The 21,375-nt window shown below is 55.9% G+C and carries 28 protein-coding genes; 23 read left to right on the top strand and 5 right to left on the bottom strand.

The window, feature by feature from the left end; all coding sequences use genetic code 11:
• Positions 1 to 6: 6 nt before the first annotated feature.
• The gene (locus tag IV109_RS14995; protein ID WP_296698098.1) at positions 7 to 1,128 is read right to left on the bottom strand and encodes a magnesium transporter CorA family protein; all 1,122 of its coding nucleotides are present in this window, start codon (positions 1,126 to 1,128) and stop codon (positions 7 to 9) included.
• Between the two features lie 71 nt (positions 1,129 to 1,199).
• Positions 1,200 to 2,213: a porphobilinogen synthase gene (hemB, locus tag IV109_RS14990; protein ID WP_296698094.1), complete on the bottom strand. Its 1,014-nt coding sequence runs from the start codon at positions 2,211 to 2,213 to the stop codon at positions 1,200 to 1,202.
• A 214-nt stretch (positions 2,214 to 2,427) separates the two neighbouring features.
• On the opposite strand from hemB, the gene IV109_RS14985 reads away from it, so the two are divergent.
• The 20 genes from IV109_RS14985 to IV109_RS14890 all read left to right on the top strand — a co-directional run bounded on the left by IV109_RS14985 (position 2,428) and on the right by IV109_RS14890 (position 16,465).
• Entirely contained in the window at positions 2,428 to 2,856 is a 429-nt protein-coding gene (locus IV109_RS14985; protein ID WP_296698090.1) for a CopD family protein, read from the top strand.
• A 13-nt stretch (positions 2,857 to 2,869) separates the two neighbouring features.
• The gene (locus IV109_RS14980) at positions 2,870 to 3,964 is read left to right on the top strand and encodes a VanZ family protein (RefSeq protein ID WP_296698087.1); all 1,095 of its coding nucleotides are present in this window, start codon (positions 2,870 to 2,872) and stop codon (positions 3,962 to 3,964) included.
• Between the two features lie 34 nt (positions 3,965 to 3,998).
• Positions 3,999 to 4,358, top strand: a complete 360-nt coding sequence (locus IV109_RS14975) for a (2Fe-2S) ferredoxin domain-containing protein (RefSeq protein WP_296698557.1) — start codon at positions 3,999 to 4,001, stop codon at positions 4,356 to 4,358.
• Positions 4,359 to 4,463: 105 nt separating this feature from the next.
• Positions 4,464 to 5,648 (top strand): D-alanyl-D-alanine carboxypeptidase family protein, encoded by a 1,185-nt coding sequence (locus tag IV109_RS14970; RefSeq protein WP_296698084.1) that lies wholly within the window; start codon positions 4,464 to 4,466, stop codon positions 5,646 to 5,648.
• A 181-nt stretch (positions 5,649 to 5,829) separates the two neighbouring features.
• Entirely contained in the window at positions 5,830 to 6,207 is a 378-nt protein-coding gene (gene rpsL / locus IV109_RS14965; protein ID WP_142813793.1) for a 30S ribosomal protein S12, read from the top strand.
• 153 nt (positions 6,208 to 6,360) lie between these two features.
• On the top strand, positions 6,361 to 6,834 hold the full coding sequence (rpsG, locus tag IV109_RS14960; protein WP_114968651.1) for a 30S ribosomal protein S7: 474 nt from the start codon (positions 6,361 to 6,363) through the stop codon (positions 6,832 to 6,834).
• A gap of 163 nt (positions 6,835 to 6,997) precedes the next feature.
• Positions 6,998 to 9,100, top strand: a complete 2,103-nt coding sequence (gene fusA / locus IV109_RS14955; RefSeq protein ID WP_296698074.1) for an elongation factor G — start codon at positions 6,998 to 7,000, stop codon at positions 9,098 to 9,100.
• 110 nt (positions 9,101 to 9,210) lie between these two features.
• On the top strand, positions 9,211 to 10,401 hold the full coding sequence (tuf, locus tag IV109_RS14950; RefSeq protein WP_296698071.1) for an elongation factor Tu: 1,191 nt from the start codon (positions 9,211 to 9,213) through the stop codon (positions 10,399 to 10,401).
• A 34-nt stretch (positions 10,402 to 10,435) separates the two neighbouring features.
• Positions 10,436 to 10,750 (top strand): 30S ribosomal protein S10, encoded by a 315-nt coding sequence (gene rpsJ, locus IV109_RS14945; RefSeq protein ID WP_028250951.1) that lies wholly within the window; start codon positions 10,436 to 10,438, stop codon positions 10,748 to 10,750.
• A gap of 199 nt (positions 10,751 to 10,949) precedes the next feature.
• Positions 10,950 to 11,636 carry a 50S ribosomal protein L3 gene (gene rplC / locus IV109_RS14940; RefSeq protein ID WP_296698068.1) on the top strand — a complete coding sequence of 229 codons (687 nt, stop codon included), beginning with the start codon at positions 10,950 to 10,952 and terminating at the stop codon, positions 11,634 to 11,636.
• Positions 11,636 to 12,256 (top strand): 50S ribosomal protein L4, encoded by a 621-nt coding sequence (gene rplD / locus IV109_RS14935; protein WP_296698065.1) that lies wholly within the window; start codon positions 11,636 to 11,638, stop codon positions 12,254 to 12,256. Before rplC ends, rplD begins: the two co-directional genes overlap by 1 nt.
• The gene (gene rplW / locus IV109_RS14930; protein WP_296698062.1) at positions 12,253 to 12,579 is read left to right on the top strand and encodes a 50S ribosomal protein L23; all 327 of its coding nucleotides are present in this window, start codon (positions 12,253 to 12,255) and stop codon (positions 12,577 to 12,579) included. The genes rplD and rplW overlap by 4 nt, the downstream gene beginning before the upstream one ends.
• Positions 12,580 to 12,581: 2 nt before the next feature.
• Positions 12,582 to 13,406 (top strand): 50S ribosomal protein L2, encoded by an 825-nt coding sequence (gene rplB / locus IV109_RS14925; protein WP_296698059.1) that lies wholly within the window; start codon positions 12,582 to 12,584, stop codon positions 13,404 to 13,406.
• Positions 13,407 to 13,417: 11 nt separating this feature from the next.
• Positions 13,418 to 13,696, top strand: coding sequence for a 30S ribosomal protein S19 (gene rpsS, locus IV109_RS14920; protein ID WP_296698056.1), 279 nt, complete (start codon positions 13,418 to 13,420; stop codon positions 13,694 to 13,696).
• Positions 13,697 to 13,703: 7 nt separating this feature from the next.
• A complete protein-coding gene (gene rplV / locus IV109_RS14915) occupies positions 13,704 to 14,036 on the top strand; it encodes a 50S ribosomal protein L22 (protein WP_296698554.1) in 333 nt (110 codons plus the stop codon).
• A gap of 16 nt (positions 14,037 to 14,052) precedes the next feature.
• Positions 14,053 to 14,940, top strand: a complete 888-nt coding sequence (rpsC, locus tag IV109_RS14910) for a 30S ribosomal protein S3 (RefSeq protein WP_296698053.1) — start codon at positions 14,053 to 14,055, stop codon at positions 14,938 to 14,940.
• A 2-nt stretch (positions 14,941 to 14,942) separates the two neighbouring features.
• Entirely contained in the window at positions 14,943 to 15,359 is a 417-nt protein-coding gene (rplP, locus tag IV109_RS14905) for a 50S ribosomal protein L16 (RefSeq protein ID WP_029708121.1), read from the top strand.
• 15 nt (positions 15,360 to 15,374) lie between these two features.
• Positions 15,375 to 15,581 (top strand): 50S ribosomal protein L29, encoded by a 207-nt coding sequence (gene rpmC / locus IV109_RS14900; RefSeq protein WP_296698050.1) that lies wholly within the window; start codon positions 15,375 to 15,377, stop codon positions 15,579 to 15,581.
• 10 nt (positions 15,582 to 15,591) lie between these two features.
• Positions 15,592 to 15,861 carry a 30S ribosomal protein S17 gene (gene rpsQ / locus IV109_RS14895; RefSeq protein WP_296698047.1) on the top strand — a complete coding sequence of 90 codons (270 nt, stop codon included), beginning with the start codon at positions 15,592 to 15,594 and terminating at the stop codon, positions 15,859 to 15,861.
• Between the two features lie 97 nt (positions 15,862 to 15,958).
• The gene (locus IV109_RS14890; RefSeq protein WP_296698045.1) at positions 15,959 to 16,465 is read left to right on the top strand and encodes a peroxiredoxin; all 507 of its coding nucleotides are present in this window, start codon (positions 15,959 to 15,961) and stop codon (positions 16,463 to 16,465) included.
• 54 nt (positions 16,466 to 16,519) lie between these two features.
• Here the strand turns inward: IV109_RS14890 and IV109_RS14885 are convergent, their stop codons facing one another.
• On the bottom strand, positions 16,520 to 17,008 hold the full coding sequence (locus IV109_RS14885; protein WP_296698043.1) for a GNAT family N-acetyltransferase: 489 nt from the start codon (positions 17,006 to 17,008) through the stop codon (positions 16,520 to 16,522).
• An 89-nt stretch (positions 17,009 to 17,097) separates the two neighbouring features.
• Positions 17,098 to 17,595, bottom strand: a complete 498-nt coding sequence (locus IV109_RS14880; protein WP_296698040.1) for a TlpA disulfide reductase family protein — start codon at positions 17,593 to 17,595, stop codon at positions 17,098 to 17,100.
• 15 nt (positions 17,596 to 17,610) lie between these two features.
• Here IV109_RS14880 and IV109_RS14875 point away from each other — a divergent pair, with 15 nt between their 5' ends.
• Positions 17,611 to 18,318: a DUF4197 domain-containing protein gene (locus tag IV109_RS14875; RefSeq protein WP_296698037.1), complete on the top strand. Its 708-nt coding sequence runs from the start codon at positions 17,611 to 17,613 to the stop codon at positions 18,316 to 18,318.
• 46 nt (positions 18,319 to 18,364) lie between these two features.
• Here IV109_RS14875 and IV109_RS14870 read toward each other — a convergent pair whose 3' ends face one another.
• Entirely contained in the window at positions 18,365 to 19,522 is a 1,158-nt protein-coding gene (locus IV109_RS14870; protein WP_296698034.1) for a hypothetical protein, read from the bottom strand.
• Positions 19,523 to 19,612: 90 nt separating this feature from the next.
• Here IV109_RS14870 and IV109_RS14865 point away from each other — a divergent pair, with 90 nt between their 5' ends.
• On the top strand, positions 19,613 to 20,134 hold the full coding sequence (locus tag IV109_RS14865; RefSeq protein ID WP_296698031.1) for a hypothetical protein: 522 nt from the start codon (positions 19,613 to 19,615) through the stop codon (positions 20,132 to 20,134).
• Entirely contained in the window at positions 20,131 to 21,369 is a 1,239-nt protein-coding gene (locus IV109_RS14860) for an MFS transporter (RefSeq protein ID WP_296698028.1), read from the top strand. The genes IV109_RS14865 and IV109_RS14860 overlap by 4 nt, the downstream gene beginning before the upstream one ends.
• The last annotated feature ends 6 nt before the right edge of the window (positions 21,370 to 21,375 follow it).

The raw sequence follows: 21,375 nt of genomic DNA, 5'->3' as shown, positions 1-21,375 counted from the left end.
GCCGGTTCAGCGGCTGGAGCGTTCCAGGTAGTGTTTTCGCCAGAAAAAAATCACCAGACCCAGTGCTGTCAGTCCCATCAGAATCATGGCCAGCCAAAAACCGTTGGAACGATGAAGCAAGGGAATGAACTCGAAGTTCATGCCGAAGATGCCGGCGATCAGGTTCAGGGGCAGGAAGATGGCAGTGAGCACGGTGAGTGTGCGCATGATCTCGTTGGTGCGGTGGCTCTGGGCATTGAAGTGCATCTGAACCGCTGTTTCGGCACTTTGTTCCAAGCGGCGTACGTGGTGAACCACGCGCTCAATGTGCTCCAGTACGTCGCGGCTGCGTACGTGCAGCAGGTCGCGGTCACGCTGCCCGGCCGGCGTGCTGGCGTCAGGCCAGGTTTTGATGGCCTCGATCCAGTCTTGCAGGGCTGCACGCTGGTCCTCGCAGATTTCATCCAGGTGGTGCAGCGACAGCCGGGCGTCCAGCAGAGAACCCCAGTTGTTGAATCTGGTTTTGGGATTCAGCAATTCGGTCTGCCAGTGGTCAAGCTGATGGGTCAGTTCGCGGCGAAGCTCCAGAAAGCCATCCACCATCTGGTTGATGATGCGCAACATCAGGTCCGCCGGGCTGTTTGGCAGGCGAGTGCCGGCGGCGCGTGATTCCACCGATGCGGCATTGATCAATTTGGAAGCATAGGCATCTCGTACCGCGCAGTCAGTAGGGTGCACGGTCAGCAGGATTTGATCGAACACGGCAAACCCGACCGGGCTGGTGTCGATACGCCTCAGGATAGGCGGGCCGCCGCGCGTGGGTCGATGGCGCAGTGGCGTGCCAGGTTCTGAAAGATCGGTCTCGGTGCCGCCCGCGGCCAGCCGGCGAAACACCAGCACATCGTATTGAGATGTGTAGTCGTAGTGCGATGGCAACTGGTTATTCAGCAGATCGGAAATATGCAAGTCGACCAACTGCATGCCACACAGGGTCTGCAATGCAGACTGAATTTGCGCCTGCATCACTTCAAACTCCCGGCGCGCGCAGGCAATCCACAAAACGCCCTGCTCCGGTGGTCCTGCTGTGAGCAGGGTCGCCAAGTCGTCGGTCTCGGTGACGTTCACCCCATTGATGGTGAAAATGCGCATGGCTTGTTTCTTTTCACCAGTTTAGGGACGAAAAATAGGTTTGGCCCTCGTCGATTCAGGGCGATATGCTATCATTTTTGTAGTAATCGGGCGGCATCCCGTGCAAAGTAGGTCAGCACGCCGTCGGCCCCGGCGCGCTTGAAAGCCAGCAGGCTTTCCATCATGACCGCATCATGGTCGAGCCAGCCATTGAGGGCTGCCGCCTTGAGCATGGCGTACTCGCCACTGACCTGATAGGCAAAGGTGGGTACCTTGAATTCATCTTTGACGCGACGCACAATGTCCAGATAAGGCATGCCGGGCTTGACCATCACCATGTCAGCACCTTCGGCGATGTCCAGTGCCACTTCGCGCAGGGCCTCGTCGGAATTGCCCGGGTCCATCTGGTATTCCTTCTTGTTGCTCTTGCCGAGATTGGCGGCTGAGCCTACGGCATCCCGAAACGGGCCATAAAAGGCGCTCGCGTACTTGGCGCTGTAGGCCATGATGCGGGTGTGGATGAAGCGATTGGTTTCCAGAGCCTGACGAATGGCGCCAATGCGGCCATCCATCATGTCGCTGGGAGCCACAATGTCCACGCCGGCGGCTGCTTGCGTAAGCGCCTGCTTCACCAGGACTTCAATGGTTTCATCGTTCATGATGTAGCCGTTTGCCGTCGGGTTGGGGTCCGGCAGGCCGTCCTGCCCGTGGCTGGTGAAGGGGTCCAGGGCCACGTCGGTCATCACGCCAAGTTCGGGAAACTCCCTTTTCAATGCCTGGACCACGCGGGGAACAAGACCGTCCGGGTTCAGGGCCTCGCGTCCGTCGGGGGTCTTGAGCGCCGGATCGATGACCGGAAACAGGGCCATGACGGGAATGCCCAGCTTGACGCAATCTTCTGCCACTGGCAGCAGCAGATCCAGGCTCAGACGCTCCACGCCGGGCATCGACCTGATGGCTTCCCGGTGTTGCTTTCCGTCAACAACAAAGACCGGATAAATCAGGTCATGGGTGCTCAGTGCGTTCTCACGGACCAGGTTGCGTGTGAACGTATCGCGTCGCAAGCGGCGTGGCCGGCCGAAGGGATAAGGGGCATGGTGTGTCATGGAGAAAAGTGTACCGGGGGATGGGTTCTGGTTATGCAACATAATAAATATTTCGTTCAAAAACTTGAAACTGGGCTCTATTTTTGCTAAATTACACACGGGCAGTTCGCTGCTCCCCGCTTTACCTCCCTGAGCGGGGCCTTGATGTGTGACAGCAAATAGGCTTACCACCCCAGCCCTCGTGCTGGGGTTTTTTTTGACTTAGACTGCGCGCATGCTCTGGGTCAAATCCTTCCACATCGTTTTCGTCGCCAGTTGGTTTGCCGGCCTGTTCTACCTGCCGCGCATTTTTGTCAATCTGGCCATGGTGCCGCCGCAATCGGTGGCGGAACGTGAGCGGCTGCTGCTGATGGCGCGCAAGCTGATGCGTTTCACCACCATCCTGGCCGTGCCCGCTCTTGTTTTGGGACTCTGGCTGTGGCTTGGCTACGGCATTGGACGAGGTCCGGGCAACGGATGGCTGCATGCCAAGCTGTTGGTTGTTATCCTAGCTTTGGGTTACCACCATGCCTGCGGTGCAATGCTGAGATCATTTGTGCGTGGTGACAGTCGGCACAGCCACGTCTGGTACCGCTGGTTCAATGAGGTTCCGGTTCTGCTGTTGCTGCTGGCGGTAATTCTGGTGGTGGTCAAGCCGTTCTGACGGGCTGGCTCGCATGCACAAGACTTCAGCCTGGCCCCTGGCACTGATCTATACCGGGCTGATCGTCTACGCCAGCCTGTACCCCTTTGCCGACTGGCGTTACCAGGGCATCGTGCCGTGGGCTTTTCTGAGTAGTCCCCTGCCCAAATACTGGACCGGTTTTGATGTCGCATCCAATGTGGTGGGCTATGTGCCGCTGGGGTTTTTGTTGGTTCTCAGTGCGCTTCGCACTGGCAATGACCGTTACGCCATCGTACTGGCGACGCTGGCCGCGGGGCTTTTGTCGTTGACCATGGAATCACTCCAAAGCTATCTGCCTGTCCGTGTGCCCTCCAATGCGGATCTTGCGTTCAATGTCATGGGGGCGTGGTTGGGCGCGCTATGGGCCTGGGCGATGGAGAGGTTGGGCGTGCTGGATCGTTGGAGTCGCTTTCGTGCGCGCTGGTTTGTTTCTGACGCACGGGGCGGCCTGGTACTGCTGGCCTTGTGGCCACTGGCTTTGTTATTCCCCGCAGCTGTGCCTTTCGGGTTGGGTCAGGTCCTGGAGCGGCTGGAAGCGGCTTTGGCAGATGTCTTGCACGACACGCCCTTCCTGGATTGGCTGCCTGTGCGCGATATTGAACTGCAACCTCTGGTGCCGGGTGCTGAACTGGTCTGCGTCATGCTGGGCGTGCTGATCCCATGCCTGCTGGGCTTTTGCATCATCCGTTCGGTCATGCGCCGAACGCTATTTGTGATGGTGATATTTATCCTTGGCACTGCTGTCACCGCGTTGTCTGCCGCATTGAGTTATGGTCCTGAGCACGCATGGGCATGGTTTGGCTTGCCGGTCAAAGTTGGCATGGTCGCGGCGTTGGTGCTGGTGATCTTGCTGCTCTGGCTACCCAGACGTGCCAGCGCGGCACTGGTGTTGCTGGTTTTGGGGGTCTATCTCAGCTTGCTGAACCAGGCGCCGGCCAACCCCTACTTTGCGCAAACCCTGTCCACATGGGAGCAAGGTCAGTTCATCCGTTTCCATGGATTGGTGCAATGGCTTGGATGGCTCTGGCCCTACGCCGCGCTGGTCTATGTGCTGAGTCAGGTTTGGGGCCCCGAGGTGAAAAACTAGAATCGCCTGTATGACTGAAAACAAACCTGACGCAATGGCGGGCAGCGGCATTCATGCCGCGCCAGAAAAATCCTATTACGAGCGCCATATCTTCTTCTGCCTCAATGAGCGGAAAAATGGCGAGGAGTGCTGTGCTCAGCATCGGGCGCAGGCGGGATTTGATCGCTGCAAGATTCAGATCAAGGCTGCTGGCCTGGCTGGCCCCGGCAAGGTTCGGGTCAACAAGGCAGGCTGCCTGGATCGCTGTGCAGCCGGCCCGGTAGCTGTGGTTTACCCCGAAGCCGTGTGGTACACCTATGTGGACGATCATGACATCGACGAAATCGTGGAGTCGCACCTGAAAAATGGTCAAGTGGTGGAGCGCTTGCGTACACCGCCAACCTTGGGTCGGTAAGCCTCTTTTCTCACGGTCCTTTTAAAATCAGGCTATGGGCTGTCCATGCGACAGCCCATAGTCGCTCAATTATTTCTTGTCCGCTGTCCAGCGGTCTTCTTCCCGATGAAAAAATTTCTCCTCGCTCTCTTTGCCGCCCTGTGTCTTCCGGTTGTTGCCCAAACGCTGCAGCCGCCCGAAATCGCGGCTCGTTCCTACCTTTTGTTTGATGTCACGGCCAATCAGTTGCTTGCGGAAAAGGACATTGATGTACCTGTGGAACAAGCGTCTCTGACCAAGCTGATGACCGCCTATCTGGTGTTTGATGCTTTGCGCAGCAAAAAAATCGACATCCAACAGACGCTGCCTGTGAGCGAGCGTGCCTGGAAAATGCCGGGTTCGCGCATGTTTATCGATCCCAAGATGATGGTGCCGGTCGAAGACCTTATCAAAGGGATGATTGTGCAGAGTGGTAACGATGCCACCATGGCGCTGGCCGAAGGTGTTGGCGGCACCGTCGAGCGCTTTGTGCAACTCATGAATGAGCAGGCCAAGGCACTGGGCATGAAGTCCACCAGCTACAAAAACCCCGAAGGTTTGACGGAGGCCGGCCACACGACCACGGCGCGCGACCTCAGTATACTGTCTGTCCGCCTGATGCGTGACTTTCCTGATTACGTGGCCTATTACGCTATCAAAAAATACCGCTATGCGGGTACCCCGGCAGCCAATGACAGCAATCGAAATCTCCTCTTGTTTCGCGACCCATCTGTCGACGGTTTGAAAACCGGCCATACGGACGCTGCGGGCTACTGCCTCATCGCCACGGCAAAGCGTGATATTGTCAGCCTGGGCACCCCTGGTGCTGCCCCGGGTTCGCCAGGCGCAACCGGAAGCCGGCGCCTCCTCTCCATCGTGTTGGGTGCGGCCAGCGAAAATTCACGTGCCAACGAGTCCCAGAAGCTTTTGAACTGGGGTTACACCGCGTACGAAGCGGTCAAGCTGTTTGATGCCAATCAACCGGTTGTATCGCCAACGGTCTGGAAGGGCAAGGAGGCTACGGTCAAGCTGGGTCGCCCGCAGGCGATTGTGGTGGCTGTGCCCGCTGGCAGCGCGGGTCAGATCAAAACCCAGATAGTTCGCCCGGACCCGCTGGTAGCCCCCTTTGTGAAGGGTCAGCAGATCGCCGTCCTGAAGGTTAGCAGTGGCGAGCGCGCATTGCTTGATGTGCCTTTGCTTGCCCTGGAGGGCGTGGAGCAGGCAGGTGTGCTCGGACGCGCCTGGGATGCCATTCGTTTGTGGATCAAGTAGTTCCATTGTATTTTCGATAGTAAGCGCACGCAAACAAATCAAATTGTGTATGGGTGTGAAAAGAGGATTGCAGGCAAACCCTTGTCCTGCTATAGTTGAAGGCTTTTCGGAAATTCCGAAGGGATTCACGTTTTCGTAGTTTTATAAACGTTTAGGGACGTTTTTTTCTTAGGAGGCTTAAGTGCCAACCATCAATCAGCTAGTACGTCAGGGGCGCGAGGTCGAAACGATCAAGTCCAAGAGCCCTGCGATGCAAAACTCTCCACAGCGTCGTGGTGTGTGCACCCGTGTGTACACCACAACGCCTAAAAAGCCTAACTCCGCTCTGCGTAAAGTTGCCAAAGTGCGCTTGACCAACGGTTTTGAGGTGATCTCCTACATCGGCGGTGAAGGCCACAACCTGCAGGAACACAGCGTGGTGCTGGTTCGTGGCGGTCGTGTCAAGGATTTGCCCGGTGTGCGTTACCACATCGTTCGTGGTTCGCTTGACCTGCAGGGCGTGAAAGATCGCAAGCAGTCGCGTTCCAAATACGGTGCAAAGCGTCCAAAGGCTAAGTAAGCTGCTGGTTCGTTTGAATAACAGGTGTTTGTTTGCTGCGTGGCGCGGTAAATGAGCGTAGTGACCCGCTGTCTGGGTCGAGTAAGTGAGAGTCTTATTGATTAACTCTCCCGGTGTTTGAAAAAACGCCAACTGAAGCAAAGAGGTGAAAAAATGCCACGTCGTCGCGAAGTCCCTAAACGTGAAATCCTGCCGGATCCTAAGTTCGGCAATGTAGAGCTGTCCAAATTCATGAACGTGATCATGGAAGGCGGCAAAAAAGCGGTTGCTGAGCGCATTATTTATGGTGCTCTGGAGCAGATCGAAAAGAAGAATCCGGGTAAAGACCCGGTTGAAGCCTTTACCATGGCTATCAACAATGTCAAGCCAATGGTTGAGGTGAAATCCCGCCGTGTCGGCGGCGCCAACTACCAGGTTCCTGTTGAAGTGCGTCCCGTTCGTCGCCTGGCTTTGTCCATGCGCTGGATCAAGGAAGCCGCTCGCAAGCGTGGCGAAAAGTCCATGGCCCTGCGTTTGGCCAATGAGCTGATGGAAGCCACCGAAGGCCGTGGCGGCGCCATGAAAAAGCGTGATGAAGTTCACCGCATGGCTGAAGCCAACAAGGCTTTCTCCCACTTCCGCTTCTAAGGCGGCTACTGCGCAACGTTTATGCGTCCTTGCATGGGCTTGCCGTGCTAATAGCACTGGCCGCGCCCATGCGCCTAGCCTAAACATTGCTCGCTACGCCGCTGGGGTCACAAGCCTCCGCGGCGTCGTAGTTTGAAATTTACAGATCAACCAAGGATCCATCATGGCTCGCCATACTCCCATTGAGCGTTACCGCAATATCGGTATTTCGGCTCACATTGACGCCGGTAAAACTACCACGACCGAGCGTATTCTTTTTTATACCGGTGTGAACCACAAGATTGGTGAAGTGCATGATGGCGCTGCCACCATGGACTGGATGGAGCAAGAGCAGGAGCGTGGCATCACGATTACCTCTGCGGCCACCACCTGTTTCTGGAAGGGAATGGACACGTCCCTGCCTGAGCACCGCATCAACATCATTGATACCCCTGGACACGTTGACTTCACGATTGAAGTAGAGCGCTCGATGCGCGTGCTGGACGGCGCCTGTATGGTTTACTGTGCTGTGGGCGGCGTGCAGCCTCAGTCGGAAACCGTTTGGCGTCAGGCGAACAAATACAAAGTGCCGCGCTTGGCCTTTGTGAACAAGATGGACCGTACCGGTGCCAACTTCTTCAAAGTCGTGGACCAGATGAAACTGCGCCTGAAGGCCAGCCCTGTGCCGATGGTGATTCCAATTGGTGCTGAGGAAAACTTCACTGGCGTCGTTGACCTGATCAAAATGAAGGCCATCATCTGGGATGAGGCTTCGCAAGGCATGAAGTTCGACTACCGTGACATTCCTGCTGAACTCGTGGAGTTGGCTAAAGAGTGGCGCGAGAAGATGGTTGAAGCCGCTGCTGAAGCCTCTGAAGAACTCATGAACAAGTACCTGGAAGAGGGTGAGTTGACGGAAGCCGAGATCAAATTCGGTATCCGTACTCGTACCATTGCCAGCGAAATCCAGCCGATGTACTGCGGCTCTGCGTTCAAGAACAAGGGTGTGCAGCGTATGCTGGATGCCGTGATTGAATTCATGCCGTCGCCTGTGGACATTCCTCCTGTGAATGGCATGGACGAAGATGAAAAGCCCGTTGTGCGTCAAGCCGATGACAGCGAGAAATTTTCTGCACTCGCATTCAAGCTGATGACGGACCCGTTCGTCGGTCAGTTGACCTTTGTGCGCGTTTATTCAGGCGTGCTGCAAAAAGGTGACAGCGTTTACAACCCGATTCGCGGCAAGAAAGAGCGTATTGGTCGTATTGTGCAAATGCACGCGAATAACCGCGAGGAAGTCAGTGAAATTCGCGCGGGCGATATCGCTGCCTGCGTTGGTTTGAAGGACGTTACCACCGGTGAAACGCTGTGTGATCCGTCTGCCATCGTCATGCTGGAGCGCATGGTGTTCCCTGAGCCGGTGATCACACAGGCTGTGGAACCCAAGACCAAGGTCGACCAGGAAAAAATGGGTATTGCCCTGCAGCGTCTGGCTCAGGAAGATCCTTCTTTCCGTGTCAAGACCGACGAAGAGTCCGGCCAAACCCTGATCGCGGGTATGGGTGAGTTGCACTTGGAAATTATTGTTGACCGTATGAAGCGTGAGTTTGGCGTGGAAGCCAACGTCGGCAAGCCCCAGGTGGCTTACCGCGAAACCATTCGCAAGACGGTTGAAGACGCTGAAGGCAAATTCGTTCGCCAGTCAGGTGGTAAGGGTCAGTACGGTCACGTCGTGCTCAAGATTGAACCCAATGAGCCGGGCAAGGGCATTGAGTTTGTTGACGCGATCAAGGGTGGTGTCGTTCCTCGCGAATACATTCCTGCGGTGGAGAAGGGTATCAACGAGGCGGTCACGCAGGGCGTGATGGCTGGCTACCCCGTGGTGGATGTCAAGGTGACCTTGCATTTCGGTTCTTACCACGATGTGGACTCCAATGAGTTGGCGTTCAAGATGGCTGCAATCTTTGGTTTCAAGGAAGGCTGCCGTAAAGCCAGCCCCGTGATCCTTGAGCCGATGATGGCTGTTGAAGTCGAGACGCCCGAGGACTACGCCGGCAACGTGATGGGCGATCTGTCCTCGCGTCGCGGCATGGTGCAGGGTATGGAAGACATGGTGGGTGGCGGTAAAGCCATCAAGGCGGAAGTTCCTTTGTCGGAAATGTTCGGTTACTCCACCACATTGCGTTCCATGTCGCAGGGTCGTGCAACTTACACGATGGAATTCAAGCACTACTCGGAAGCTCCGCGTAACGTGTCTGAAGCCATCATGGCAGCTCGCGCCAAATAATTTTTGTTGTCTGCGACGGTGTGCCGCCCTGTTCCCGTGCGGGGCGAATCAGCAACATCGTGCAAACATTAAACCAATACACGGGAACCTGCTCTTTGGAGAATTGAAAAATGGGAAAAGAAAAATTCACACGTACCAAGCCCCACGTCAATGTGGGCACGATTGGTCACGTCGACCACGGTAAAACGACGCTGACAGCGGCCATCACCACGATCCTGGCGGCCAAGTTCGGCGGTCAGGCCAAGGCCTATGACCAGATCGACGCGGCTCCTGAAGAAAAAGCACGCGGCATTACCATCAACACCGCCCACGTCGAGTACGAAACGGCCAACCGCCACTACGCTCACGTCGACTGCCCCGGGCACGCCGACTATGTGAAGAACATGATCACCGGCGCAGCCCAGATGGACGGCGCCATTCTGGTCTGCTCCGCAGCTGACGGCCCCATGCCCCAGACCCGCGAGCACATCCTGCTGGCGCGCCAGGTCGGCGTGCCTTACATCATCGTGTTCCTGAACAAGTGCGACATGGTGGACGACGCCGAACTGCTCGAACTCGTTGAAATGGAAGTGCGCGAGCTCCTCGACAAATACGATTTCCCTGGTGACGACACCCCCATCATCCATGGCTCCGCCAAACTCGCCCTCGAAGGCGACAAAGGTCCCCTGGGTGAAGAAGCCATCATGAAGCTGGCGGATGCCCTGGACACCTACATCCCCCTGCCCGAGCGTGCAGTGGACGGTGCCTTCCTGATGCCTGTGGAAGACGTCTTCTCCATCTCTGGTCGTGGTACCGTGGTGACCGGTCGCGTTGAGCGCGGCATCGTCAAAGTCGGCGAAGAAATCGAAATCGTCGGTATCGCTGACACCCAGAAGACCACCTGCACCGGCGTGGAAATGTTCCGCAAGCTGCTGGACCAAGGTCAAGCGGGCGACAACGTCGGCATCCTGCTGCGCGGCACCAAGCGCGAAGACGTGCAGCGCGGCCAAGTGCTGTGCAAGCCCGGCTCCATCAAGCCCCACACCCACTTCACCGGTGAGATCTACGTTTTGTCGAAAGACGAAGGCGGCCGTCACACCCCGTTCTTCAACAACTACCGTCCCCAGTTCTACTTCCGTACCACGGACGTGACCGGAGCGATCGAGTTGCCAGAAGGCAAAGAGATGGTGATGCCTGGTGACAACGTGTCGATCACTGTGAAGCTGATCAACCCGATCGCCATGGAAGAAGGTCTGCGCTTCGCGATCCGCGAAGGCGGCAAGACTGTCGGCGCTGGTGTGGTTGCCAAAATCATCGCGTAATTCGCGCTAATTAACCGAATTACAAGGAATCAACATGGCTACCAAACAAAAAATCCGCATTCGTCTGAAGGCTTTTGACTACAAACTCATCGACCAGTCGGCCGCTGAGATTGTGGATACGGCCAAGCGCACTGGCGCGATTGTCAAAGGTCCCGTGCCTTTGCCAACCCGCATGAAGCGTTTCGACATTCTGCGTTCACCCCACGTCAACAAGACGAGTCGCGACCAGTTTGAAATCCGTACACACCAGCGTCTGATGGACATCGTTGACCCAACAGATAAAACTGTTGATGCGTTGATGAAGCTTGATTTGCCAGCTGGCGTTGATGTTGAGATCAAGCTGCAGTAAGTCCCAAGGGGTTCCGGCGCAAGTCGGGGCTCTTTAAATCGTCGAGTATCGATCGACTTGCGCGAAAGCGCGGTTCGGGATATACTCGCAGGCTCTGTGGAGGATGCCTTGCATTTTCCATGGGGTTTTATTAACAGTCTCTCACATCAAAACGTCGTAGCCAATTGAAGTTGCGGCGGTGGGAGTTACGGAGAAAATAATGAGTCTTAGCAATCGCTTAGGGTTGCTGGGCCGCAAGGTGGGCATGATGCGCCTATTCACCGATGAGGGGGATGCAATCCCTGTCACGGTGGTAGATGTGTCTAACAACCGAGTGACCCAGGTCAAAACTCAAGAGAATGACGGCTATGTTGCCTTGCAGGTAACATTTGGCGCGCGCAAAGCTTCGCGTGTCACAAAGCCAATCGCCGGACACCTTGCCAAAGCAGGTGTCGAGGCAGGTGAAATCATTTCTGAATTCCGCATTACCGCTGACGCAGCTGCGCAGTACAAAGCTGGCGCAACAGTGCCAGTTTCTGCTGTATTTGCTGTGGGTCAAAAGGTGGATGTGCAGGGTACGACCATTGGTAAGGGCTATGCCGGTACCATCAAGCGTCACCATATGAGTTCGCAGCGGGCATCGCACGGTAACAGCCGTTCGCACAATGTTCCTGGTTCCATTGGTATGGCGCAAGATCCTGGTCGTGTGTTTCCTGGCAAACGCATGACGGGGCATTTGGGTGATGACTTGGTCACGACCCAGAATCTTGACGTGATTCGTATTGATGAAGCGCGTCAACTCCTTCTCATCAAGGGTGCAATCCCGGGGTCGGCTGGCGGTTTTGTGACCGTTCGCCCGGCAGTCAAAGTCAAGGCTAAAAATGCCGACACGAAAGGAGCGAACTGATGCAGCTCGAACTCCTGAATGACCAAGGTCAGGCTACTTCGAAATACGAGGCTCCTGAGACCGTTTTTGGTCGTGCTTACAACGAAGATCTGGTGCACCAGGTTGTGGTTGCCTTCCAGGCGAATGCTCGCCAAGGCACCCGTGCGCAGAAAGATCGTGAACAGGTCAAGCACTCGACCAAGAAGCCTTTTAAACAAAAGGGAACTGGTCGCGCTCGTGCGGGTATGACTTCCTCGCCTTTGTGGCGTGGAGGCGGTCGGATTTTCCCGAATATGCCTGATGAGAACTTCACTCAGAAAATCAACAAGAAAATGTACCGTGCCGGTATGGCCTCCATTTTCTCGCAATTGGCTCGCGAAGGCCGTTTGGCAGTGGTTGACTCCCTCAAGGTTGAGTCACCCAAAACCAAGCCGCTTGCCGCCAAGTTCAAGGCGATGAATCTTGATTCAGTGTTGGTGATTGCAGACGAGGTGGATGAGAATCTGTACCTGGCGTCCCGCAATCTGGTGAACATCCTGGTGGTTGAGCCGCGTTATGCTGATCCGGTTTCCCTGGTTCACTATCGCAAAGTGCTGGTTACCAAGGCTGCCATGGATCAACTCAAGGAGATGTTCGCATGAGTCACGGACCAAATCTTTCCAAGTTTGACGAAGGTCGCTTGATGCAGGTGCTCGTGGCGCCTATCGTGTCTGAAAAGGCAACGATGGTTGCTGAAAAGAGCAATGCGGTGACTTTTAAGGTGCTGCAAGATGCGACCAAATATGAAATCAAAGCCGCAGTGGAGTTGATGTTCAAGGTCGAAGTCAAGGGCGTGTCAGTGGTAAACACAAAAGGCAAGACCAAGCGTTTCGGCAAATCGGTGGGTCGTCGCGACAATGTTCGCAAGGCCTATGTGACGCTGAAGCCTGGCCAAGAGCTTAACCTCGGTGGGGAGGCTGCGTAATCATGGCTGTTATCAAAATGAAACCAACTTCCCCAGGCCGTCGTGGCGTGGTGAAGATTTCGCGTGACCATCTGTTCAAGGGTGAGCCCTACGCGCCATTGCTGGAACCCCAGTTCCAGCATGCTGGGCGCAACAACAATGGTCACATCACGACCCGTCACAAAGGTGGTGGCCATAAGCATCACTACCGTGTTGTGGATTTCAAGCGCAACAAGGATGGCATTCCGGCCAAGGTCGAGCGTATTGAGTACGACCCTAACCGTTCGGCTCATATTGCCTTGGTGTGCTACGCCGACGGCGAGCGTACCTACATCATTGCCCCCCGTGGTCTTGAGGTAGGTGCAACCATCATGAGTGGCGCGGAAGCTCCGATTCGTGTTGGCAACACATTGCCAATTCGCAACATCCCGGTGGGCTCCATCGTGCACTGCATTGAGCTGCAAATCGGCAAGGGCGCACAAATTGTGCGTTCCGCTGGTACGTCGGCCACCTTGCTGGCGCGCGAAGGCATCTACGCTCAGGTGCGTATGCGCTCTGGTGAGGTTCGCAAGATCCACATCGAATGCCGTGCGACCCTTGGCCAAGTTGCCAACGAAGAGCACAGCCTGCGCCGGCTCGGCAAGGCTGGCGCCAAGCGCTGGAAGGGCATTCGTCCGACAGTTCGTGGTGTGGTCATGAATCCGGTGGATCACCCTCATGGCGGCGGCGAAGGCAAGACAGGCGAAGGCCGTCATCCAGTCGATCCTTGGGGTAATCTGACCAAGGGTTACCGTACCCGTAACAACAAGCGCACGCAGGTCATGATCGTGTCGCGTCGCAAGAAGTAAGGGGAAGGTAAATGACTCGTTCTCTCAAAAAAGGTCCATTTGTTGACCAACATTTGGTAGTGAAGGCTGATAAAGCCGTTGCCACCAAAGACAAAAAGCCGATTAAGACCTGGTCGCGTCGCTCTATGATCCTGCCCGAGTTCATCGGCTTGACCATCGCGGTGCACAACGGCAAACAGCACGTGCCGGTCTATATCACCGATCAAATGGTTGGCCATAAGTTGGGAGAGTTCGCGCTCACCCGTACTTTCAAGGGCCATCCAGCGGACAAAAAAGTCCAAAAGAAATAAGGAGGTGATCATGGAAACACGTGCAACCCTTCGTGGCGTTCGTTTGTCGGTCGATAAAGGCCGTTTGGTCGCGGATTTGATTCGCGGCAAGAAAGTGGATCAAGCCCTGAACATTTTGCAATTCACACAGAAAAAAGCTGCTGTGATCATCAAGAAGGTTCTGGAGTCCGCTATCGCCAACGCTGAGCATAACGACGGTGCTGATATCGACGAGCTGAAGGTGAAAACCATCTTTGTCGAACAGGGCGCCTCGCTCAAGCGCTTCACGGCCCGCGCAAAAGGTCGCGGCAACCAAATCAGAAAACCCACGTGCCATGTGTACGTGACGGTTGGTAACTGAAAGAGGCCTGGAAGATATGGGACAAAAAATCCACCCAACCGGTTTTCGCCTGTCGATTAGCCGCAACTGGTCCTCTCGCTGGTACGCCAATGACCGTGATTTCGCGGGCATGCTGGCTGAAGACATCAAGGTGCGTGAGTACCTGAAAGCCAAGCTGAAAAACGCCTCTGTGTCGCGTATTCTCATCGAGCGTCCTGCCAAGAATGCCCGTATTACGATTTTCTCGGCACGTCCGGGCGTTGTGATCGGCAAAAAAGGCGAGGATATCGAGAACTTGAAGCGTGAACTGGGCCGTCAATTGGGCGTTCCGGTAGCCGTCAACATCGAAGAAGTGCGCAAGCCTGAAATCGATGCCAAGCTGATCGCCGACAGCATCACGCAGCAATTGGAAAAGCGGATCATGTTCCGTCGTGCCATGAAGCGTGCCATGCAAAACGCCATGCGTCTGGGTGCCCTGGGCATCAAGATCATGTCGTCCGGTCGTCTGAACGGTATCGAAATTGCGCGTTGTGAATGGTATCGCGAAGGTCGCGTGCCGCTTCATACACTGCGTGCCGATATCGATTACGGTACTTCCGAAGCCAAAACAACCTACGGCATCATTGGTGTCAAGGTCTGGGTCTACAAAGGCGATACTTTGGGTCGTAACGACCTGCCTGCCGCCGTTGAGCCCCGTGCTGAAGAAGACCGTCGTCCACGTGGACCGCGTCGTGATGCCCGTCCTGGTACGGATCGTCCTGCGCCTCGTGGTGCACGTCGTCCGCCCTTGGGTGGAAACACGGCACCTGCCGATGGCAGCGACAAGCCCGCCGAGGCCATTGGTGCCGACGCAAATAAACCCGCCGTTAAGCGCGTCCGCAAGGTAGCCGCGCCAGCTGCAGCAGCTGACGGCAAAGGAGAATAATTATGTTGCAACCCGCTCGTCGCAAATATCGCAAAGAGCAAAAAGGCCGTAACACCGGTATCGCGACCCGAGGCAGCTCGGTCGCATTCGGTGACTTCGGTCTCAAATGCACAGACCGTGGTCGCTTGACGGCCCGTCAGATTGAAGCCGCACGTCGTGCGATTTCCCGTCACGTGAAGCGTGGTGGTCGTATCTGGATCCGTGTGTTCCCCGACAAGCCGATTTCCCAAAAGCCTGCTGAAGTGCGTATGGGTAACGGTAAAGGCAATCCCGAATACTACGTGGCTGAAATCCAGCCAGGCAAGATCGTGTTTGAGATCGTGGGAGTGCCGGAAGAGCTGGCTCGTGAAGCGTTTCGTTTGGCAGCTGCCAAACTGCCTTTGCGAACCACATTCGTTGCCCGCATGATCGGCCAGTAATCAGGAGAAAATGATATGAAAACTACTGAACTACGCCAAAAAGACGTTGCAGGCCTGCAAGCTGAAGTCAAAGAACTGCAAAAAGCACACTTTGGCCTGCGCATGCAAAAAGCCACGCAACAACTCACTAACACCGCTACGCTGCGCTCTGCGCGCCGCGATATTGCTCGCGCCAAGACGATTCTTGTCGAGAAGCAAAGCGCTGAAAAATCCGCCAAATAAGGAGCGATAAATGACGGAAGCTAAAAAATCCCTCAAGCGCACCTTGGTTGGCAAGGTGGTCAGCGACAAGCGTGCCAAGACAGTCACAGTGCTGATCGAGCGCCGTGTCAAGCATGAGCTTTACGGCAAGATCGTTGGCAAGTCCAGCAAGTACCACGCCCATGACGAAAAGGGCGAGTACAAGTTGGGTGATGTCATCGAAATCACCGAAAGCCGACCCATCTCCAAAACCAAGAACTGGGTTGCTACCCGCTTGGTTCAAAAGGCGGCAGCGGTTTAAGTCTTTGCAGTCCCAAGACTGCAGGATTCGCAAAAACGGCTCACAATGTGAGCCGTTTTCATTGGTGAATTCAAATCAACTATTTCAGGAGCATTAAATGATCAAAGTAGGCGACAGCGTTCCCGCAACCACCCTGATGGAGTTCTCGGAAGTCGAAGGTGGTGGCTGCAGCATTGGCCCCAACCCGGTTGACGTCGCGAAAGCCAGCGCGGGAAAAACCATTGCCTTGTTTGCGCTTCCAGGCGCCTTCACGCCAACATGTTCAGCCAAGCACGTTCCTGGGTACATTCAAAACTATGACGAACTGAAAGCCGCTGGCGTTGATGAAATCTGGTGTGTGAGTGTCAATGACGCGTTCGTCATGGGCGCCTGGGCTAGGGATCAAAAAACCGATGGCAAGGTCCGCATGCTTGGTGACGGCGATGCCGCCTTCACCAAGGCCACAGGCCTGACGCTGGACCTGACGGGTCGTGGAATGGGATTGCGTAGTAATCGCTATTCCATGTTGATCAAGGATGGCAAAGTTGCAGCCCTTAACATTGAAGGCCCGGGAAAATTCGAGGTTAGTGACGCCGCTACCTTGCTCGCGCAAGCGAAAGCCTAAGCACTGAGGCACCTTGGATCAAGGTTGCCGTTGTCGTCCTGGTGGCGACAACGGCTAAAGATCCACTTTGAGATAGTGCGCACCCTCAATCGGGTTGTGATAGTAGGGGGGGATTTCTGAAAAGCCCAATTCCTCATAGAGTGCCCGAGCGCTTTCCATGTCGTCCAGTGTGTCCAGTAAAACGCTGTTGTAGCCCGCAAGACGTGCCTGATCCAGAATGGCCTCAGCCAACTGTCGTCCGAGGCCTGATTTGCGAAACAAGGGGCGTACATAAAGTCTTTTCATCTCGCAAGCGTTGATGTAGTCGACGTTATCCAGTGGGCGCAAAGCGCAGCACCCCGCCACTTCTTCATTGACCAGCGCCATCAACAAGGCGCCACGTGGCTCTGCATATTCGCCAGGCAATGAGGCGAGTTCAGCCTCGAAGCCCTGAAAGCACAAATCGACTGCCAGACTGTCAGCATATTCGCGAAAAATACCGCGCAGGGCATCGAGTTCCGACGAGGAAGTTGGGGTTAAGAACCGAACCGATGGACTTTTCAATATCGAAGGCTGCGAAGACAAGGTGCGAACAGTCTATCGGAAGATTTCACAAACCGTGCATCGCGGCATGTTTGAAGGCCTTGTGCCTTCTAGACTTCGGTCAACAACTTCTCAATGAGTGCGTGCAGCTCGACGAAGTTAGGCTCGCCGACATACCGTTTGACGATATTTCCTTGCTTGTTAACAAGATAGGTCGTCGGGGTGAGTTGTACTTCACCCCAAGCCTTGGCGACATTGCCCGTATTGTCAATGGCCACCTGGAAAGGAAGTTTGCGGGTCTGTGCAAAATTCACGACATAGCTGGGTGGGTCGTAACGCATGGCGACGGCGATCGTGTCAAAGCCACGAGACTTGAATTTTTCGTGCGTCTTGACTATGTTGGGCATCTCGGCCACGCAGGTGGTGCAACTGGTTGCCCAGAAGTTCACCAGCATCACCTTCCCTTTGAAATCTGAGGTATTTTTTTGCGATCCATCAAGCATGACGAAAGTGGATTGCGGTGCCGTGGAGACGCCCGAGTTAAGGTACACGCCTAAACTGATTGCCAAAACCGTCACGGCTACGGCAAGATAGAGACTTCGTTTCATTTCAAAGGTGCGTCCATGGATCGTCGACAGTTTAATTCCATTCCGGTGCCCCTGCTGGCGACCGTGATCATGTTTGCGCAACAGCAAGCCCTTGCACTTTCGATCAATGATCTGAGCAATGCCGAAGCCTCACAAGGCTTGAAGGCTGCGCTGGAGAAGGGAGCTATCGCAGCGGTCAACCTGTTGGGCAAAACAGATGGATTCCTTGGCAACGAAAAAGTTCGAATTCCTTTGCCCCGGTATCTGGAGGATGCTTCCAAATTGCTCAGGACCTTGGGGCAGGGTGCTCGCATCGACGAGCTTGTAACCTCTATGAACCGTGCCGCAGAGGCCGCTGTACCGATGGCGAAAGATTTGTTGGTGGGTGCCGTCAAGTCCATGAATGTGACTGATGCTAAGAAAATCCTGGCGGGTGGTGAGACCTCCGTGACCAACTTTTTTTCCGAGAAAACGCGCGCGCCTCTCGGCGTCAAGTTCTTGCCGATCGTCACCAAGGCCACGGCCAAGGTTGGGCTGGCGGAAAAATACAACCAGGTGGCTGGGCGGGCCGTTGAGTTCGGCATGATGAAAAAGGAAGACGCCAACATCCAGCAGTACGTGACAGGCAAATCACTGGACGGTCTCTACCTGATGATTGGCGAGGAAGAGAAGAAAATCCGCCAGGATCCTGTAGGTACCGGCAGCGCCCTGCTGAAAAAAGTGTTTGGAGCTTTGGGCAATTAGCGCTGCGTCTGTATTGGCCCGAGGTGTGCGAGCGCTGCTCGGGCTCTCAAATAATCTTGGCAAGCTCCAGGGTAAGGGCTTGCGGCAATTGCGCACTCAGGTCGTCCCGGCTGACCCGGGTCATGTTTTCACTCATCCAGCTCGCCATGGACAGGGTGTTGTTGTCGTAGCCAATCTCGACAAATGGGAAATTCGGCTCGATGCGCAACAGGTCTTTGCGCAGTTCGTCAAATTTTTCATCCTTGAATCTCTCGTCGACGATGATCAATTGCGGCCTCTCCATTTCGCAAAAGCGCACCGCCATCATGGACGATGGCACCGTGTCCACGATCAGGCCCATGCCTTTGCAGATCAGTTTGATATCTTCGCGCAGGGGGATGTCGCTGGTGACGATCAGAGCCCGGTGACCTGCCAGTGCGCGTGACTGGCTGCTCATCCATGACTCGGCGCCCAGGTCGACCTCGGTGGCGGTCAGGCCATCTATTTCACGAACGGTGCGCGGAAATTCGATCATGACCAGCGTCTCTTCTGCTGACTTGAGTCGATCCACCGTGACGCCAATGGCTTTTGCAATCTCGATCACCAGATGCCATTCCAGGGGCTCTGGTGCAAGTTCCGCATCAGGTTTGCTGTGACCCGATACCACGGCACGTGTGGTTTTGAGCATCAAGACAGCGTGGGCCGGCCAGTTCTTCACGTCAAGCGACACCAGAAGATGTCTGCCGGGGGCCGCGGCATAGTCGATCGCGGCGCCGACCAGGCTGGTGACGAGGTCCAGGTCAACAATCACGGCCACGGACTTGATGCTTCTGAAAACCTCGACACCACGTTGTTTGAGCAGCGCGGCGTGTTCCTCCAGGGCCCGCTTGACGACCGAATCCAGGTTCAACTGTTCATGCGACTGGCGCAATCGCCCGCCCGCTACTTTCAGCAGCAACTGGCTTTGCAGTGCAATTTTGTGGGCAGCATCCAGTGCGTCGCTGATGGGCTTTACCTGCAGCGGCGTGAGCGTACCCGATGCCGTAAAGGCATTGATGGCCCGGCGCATGACGGTCAGGGGCGCATCGAGTTGTGCCCCAATGGCTCCTGCCACTGCGTAGTCGGCGCTGGCCCCTTCTTCGGACGCTGAACGGGGGTCCTTGCCAGACCTGTCCTGATCCAGGGCAGAAGGCAGGGTGCTGGAGTAACGGCTGTCTGATGTCACGGTAACCTCTGTCAACGTTGTGTGCCTTCGGATTAAAACCCATACTTACCGTTGTGCACAGCCCTTTTGATCAAAACTGATAATCGATCCATGCGCTATTACCGGTTCCTTGTCCTGTCCTGCATTTCTTACCTCCTGTGGGCCTGCAGTCCGACCTTCAATTGGCGGGACATCCCGCCCGGCAGCGTACCCCTGGCCTCCCTGTTTCCGTGCAAACCCGATCAGGCATCGCGCGTGGTGCGTATGGCTGATCGGGAAACCACGATTGCCATGCTGGGATGCGAGGCCGGTGGGGCCATGTTTGCCCTGGCCTACGCCGATGTCAAGGACGCAGCCAGCGCTGGTGCCGCGCTGGCCCAGTGGAGAATCGCCACACTGGCCACGATGCGGGCGCAGTCATCAAGCGAAGCCCCCTTTGTGATCAAAGGTGCCAACCCTTGGCCCCAGTCGGTACAGGTTCAGGCCCGCGGCAGCCGGGCCGATGGGTCGCCTGTAGCTGTACAACTGGTATGGTTCGCTGCGGGTACGCTGGTTTTTCAGGCGCTGGTGTATGCTGACGTTGCCAAGCCGGCTGAGTCAGACACCTTCTTTTCGGGTCTGCGATTTCCATGAATACTTTGTCCCGGCGTGACTGCATTGTGGTGTTTCTCGCTTTTGCATTCGCTTACTTCCTCTCCGCCCTGATCCGGGCGATCACCGCCACCTTATCCCCCACGCTGACCGCCGAATTTGCACTCAATGCGCGCGATCTGGGCTTGTTGGCGGGCGGGTATTTTTTGGGATTCGCCGCGACCCAGCTGCCCTTGGGCACGTGGCTGGACCGTCATGGCCCCAGGAAAGTCATTCTTTATTTCCTGGCCGCCGCAGTGCTGGGCTGTGTGGCATTCTCTTTGGCCACCAGTTTTTCAGGTCTCCTGGCGGCACGAATTTTGTGTGGCGTGGGTGTCAGTGCCTGCCTGATGGCGCCCTTGACCGGCTACCGGCGCTGGTTTGCGGCCACCGCACAGATGCGAGCGAACTCCTGGATGCTGATGACCGGTTCCCTGGGCATGGTGGCTTCCACCTTGCCCGTGCAGTGGTTGATGCCCCTCGTGGGCTGGCGAGCCTTGTTTGTGGCCTTGGCGGTGCTGGTGCTGGGCGCCATGGTGCTGATAGCCTGGAAGGTGCCCCAATGGCATGCCACGGTGCCTGCGACGCAGGATGAGGCCCCGGTCAATGCCAGTTATGCCGAGGTCTGGCGGCACCCCTATTTCCGCAAAATGGCCCCGCTGGGATTTTTTTGCTATGGCGGATTGGTCGCCATGCAGACGCTGTGGGCGGCGCCCTGGATGATCAAAGTGGCGGGCTACAGTCCGCTTCAGGCGGCCACCGGTTTGTTCTGGATCAATGTGGCCATGTTGCTTACTTTCTGGACCTGGGGCATGGTGAACCCGTGGCTGACCCGGCGCGGCATTCATGCGGATCGCCTCATCGCGCTGGGTCTGCCAGTCAGTTTTGTCTTGCTTGCTATTATTATAGGAGCATCCGATGATTTGTCGACGGGGTCGGGGGCCCTGTGGGCCTTGTATTGTGTGAGTTGCACCTTTGTTTCCCTGGCGCAGCCGGCGGTGGGCATGGCCTTTTCACCTTCACTGGCCGGTCGCGCGCTTTCGGCTTACAACCTGCTGATATTTGCCGGGGTTTTTACAGTCCAGTGGGGTATTGGTCTGGCGATCGATGGCGCCAAGGCATTGGGCTGTACGGAGATTGCGGCCTTCCAGTTGGCGATGGGGGTATTTTTACTGTGCTGCATCGCGGCGTATGCCTATTTTCTGACAGCAAAAAGCCATAATGCGTCGAAGTGCTAAGGACCT

The sequence above is a fragment of the Rhodoferax sp. genome (genome assembly GCF_018780565.1).
In the GTDB taxonomy this organism is placed as follows: Bacteria; Pseudomonadota; Gammaproteobacteria; order Burkholderiales; family Burkholderiaceae_C; genus Rhodoferax.
This window is presented reverse-complemented; position numbering and strand designations above follow the sequence as displayed.

Coding starts and splice junctions, on each gene's coding strand:
- IV109_RS14995 (WP_296698098.1), bottom strand. CDS start 1,128: ATGCGCATTTTCACCATCAATGGGGTGAACGTCACCGAGACCGACGAC.
- hemB (WP_296698094.1), bottom strand. CDS start 2,213: ATGACACACCATGCCCCTTATCCCTTCGGCCGGCCACGCCGCTTGCGA.
- IV109_RS14985 (WP_296698090.1), top strand. CDS start 2,428: ATGCTCTGGGTCAAATCCTTCCACATCGTTTTCGTCGCCAGTTGGTTT.
- IV109_RS14980 (WP_296698087.1), top strand. CDS start 2,870: ATGCACAAGACTTCAGCCTGGCCCCTGGCACTGATCTATACCGGGCTG.
- IV109_RS14975 (WP_296698557.1), top strand. CDS start 3,999: ATGGCGGGCAGCGGCATTCATGCCGCGCCAGAAAAATCCTATTACGAG.
- IV109_RS14970 (WP_296698084.1), top strand. CDS start 4,464: ATGAAAAAATTTCTCCTCGCTCTCTTTGCCGCCCTGTGTCTTCCGGTT.
- rpsG (WP_114968651.1), top strand. CDS start 6,361: ATGCCACGTCGTCGCGAAGTCCCTAAACGTGAAATCCTGCCGGATCCT.
- fusA (WP_296698074.1), top strand. CDS start 6,998: ATGGCTCGCCATACTCCCATTGAGCGTTACCGCAATATCGGTATTTCG.
- tuf (WP_296698071.1), top strand. CDS start 9,211: ATGGGAAAAGAAAAATTCACACGTACCAAGCCCCACGTCAATGTGGGC.
- rpsJ (WP_028250951.1), top strand. CDS start 10,436: ATGGCTACCAAACAAAAAATCCGCATTCGTCTGAAGGCTTTTGACTAC.
- rplC (WP_296698068.1), top strand. CDS start 10,950: ATGAGTCTTAGCAATCGCTTAGGGTTGCTGGGCCGCAAGGTGGGCATG.
- rplD (WP_296698065.1), top strand. CDS start 11,636: ATGCAGCTCGAACTCCTGAATGACCAAGGTCAGGCTACTTCGAAATAC.
- rplW (WP_296698062.1), top strand. CDS start 12,253: ATGAGTCACGGACCAAATCTTTCCAAGTTTGACGAAGGTCGCTTGATG.
- rplB (WP_296698059.1), top strand. CDS start 12,582: ATGGCTGTTATCAAAATGAAACCAACTTCCCCAGGCCGTCGTGGCGTG.
- rpsS (WP_296698056.1), top strand. CDS start 13,418: ATGACTCGTTCTCTCAAAAAAGGTCCATTTGTTGACCAACATTTGGTA.
- rpsC (WP_296698053.1), top strand. CDS start 14,053: ATGGGACAAAAAATCCACCCAACCGGTTTTCGCCTGTCGATTAGCCGC.
- rplP (WP_029708121.1), top strand. CDS start 14,943: ATGTTGCAACCCGCTCGTCGCAAATATCGCAAAGAGCAAAAAGGCCGT.
- rpmC (WP_296698050.1), top strand. CDS start 15,375: ATGAAAACTACTGAACTACGCCAAAAAGACGTTGCAGGCCTGCAAGCT.
- rpsQ (WP_296698047.1), top strand. CDS start 15,592: ATGACGGAAGCTAAAAAATCCCTCAAGCGCACCTTGGTTGGCAAGGTG.
- IV109_RS14890 (WP_296698045.1), top strand. CDS start 15,959: ATGATCAAAGTAGGCGACAGCGTTCCCGCAACCACCCTGATGGAGTTC.
- IV109_RS14880 (WP_296698040.1), bottom strand. CDS start 17,595: ATGAAACGAAGTCTCTATCTTGCCGTAGCCGTGACGGTTTTGGCAATC.
- IV109_RS14875 (WP_296698037.1), top strand. CDS start 17,611: ATGGATCGTCGACAGTTTAATTCCATTCCGGTGCCCCTGCTGGCGACC.
- IV109_RS14865 (WP_296698031.1), top strand. CDS start 19,613: ATGCGCTATTACCGGTTCCTTGTCCTGTCCTGCATTTCTTACCTCCTG.
- IV109_RS14860 (WP_296698028.1), top strand. CDS start 20,131: ATGAATACTTTGTCCCGGCGTGACTGCATTGTGGTGTTTCTCGCTTTT.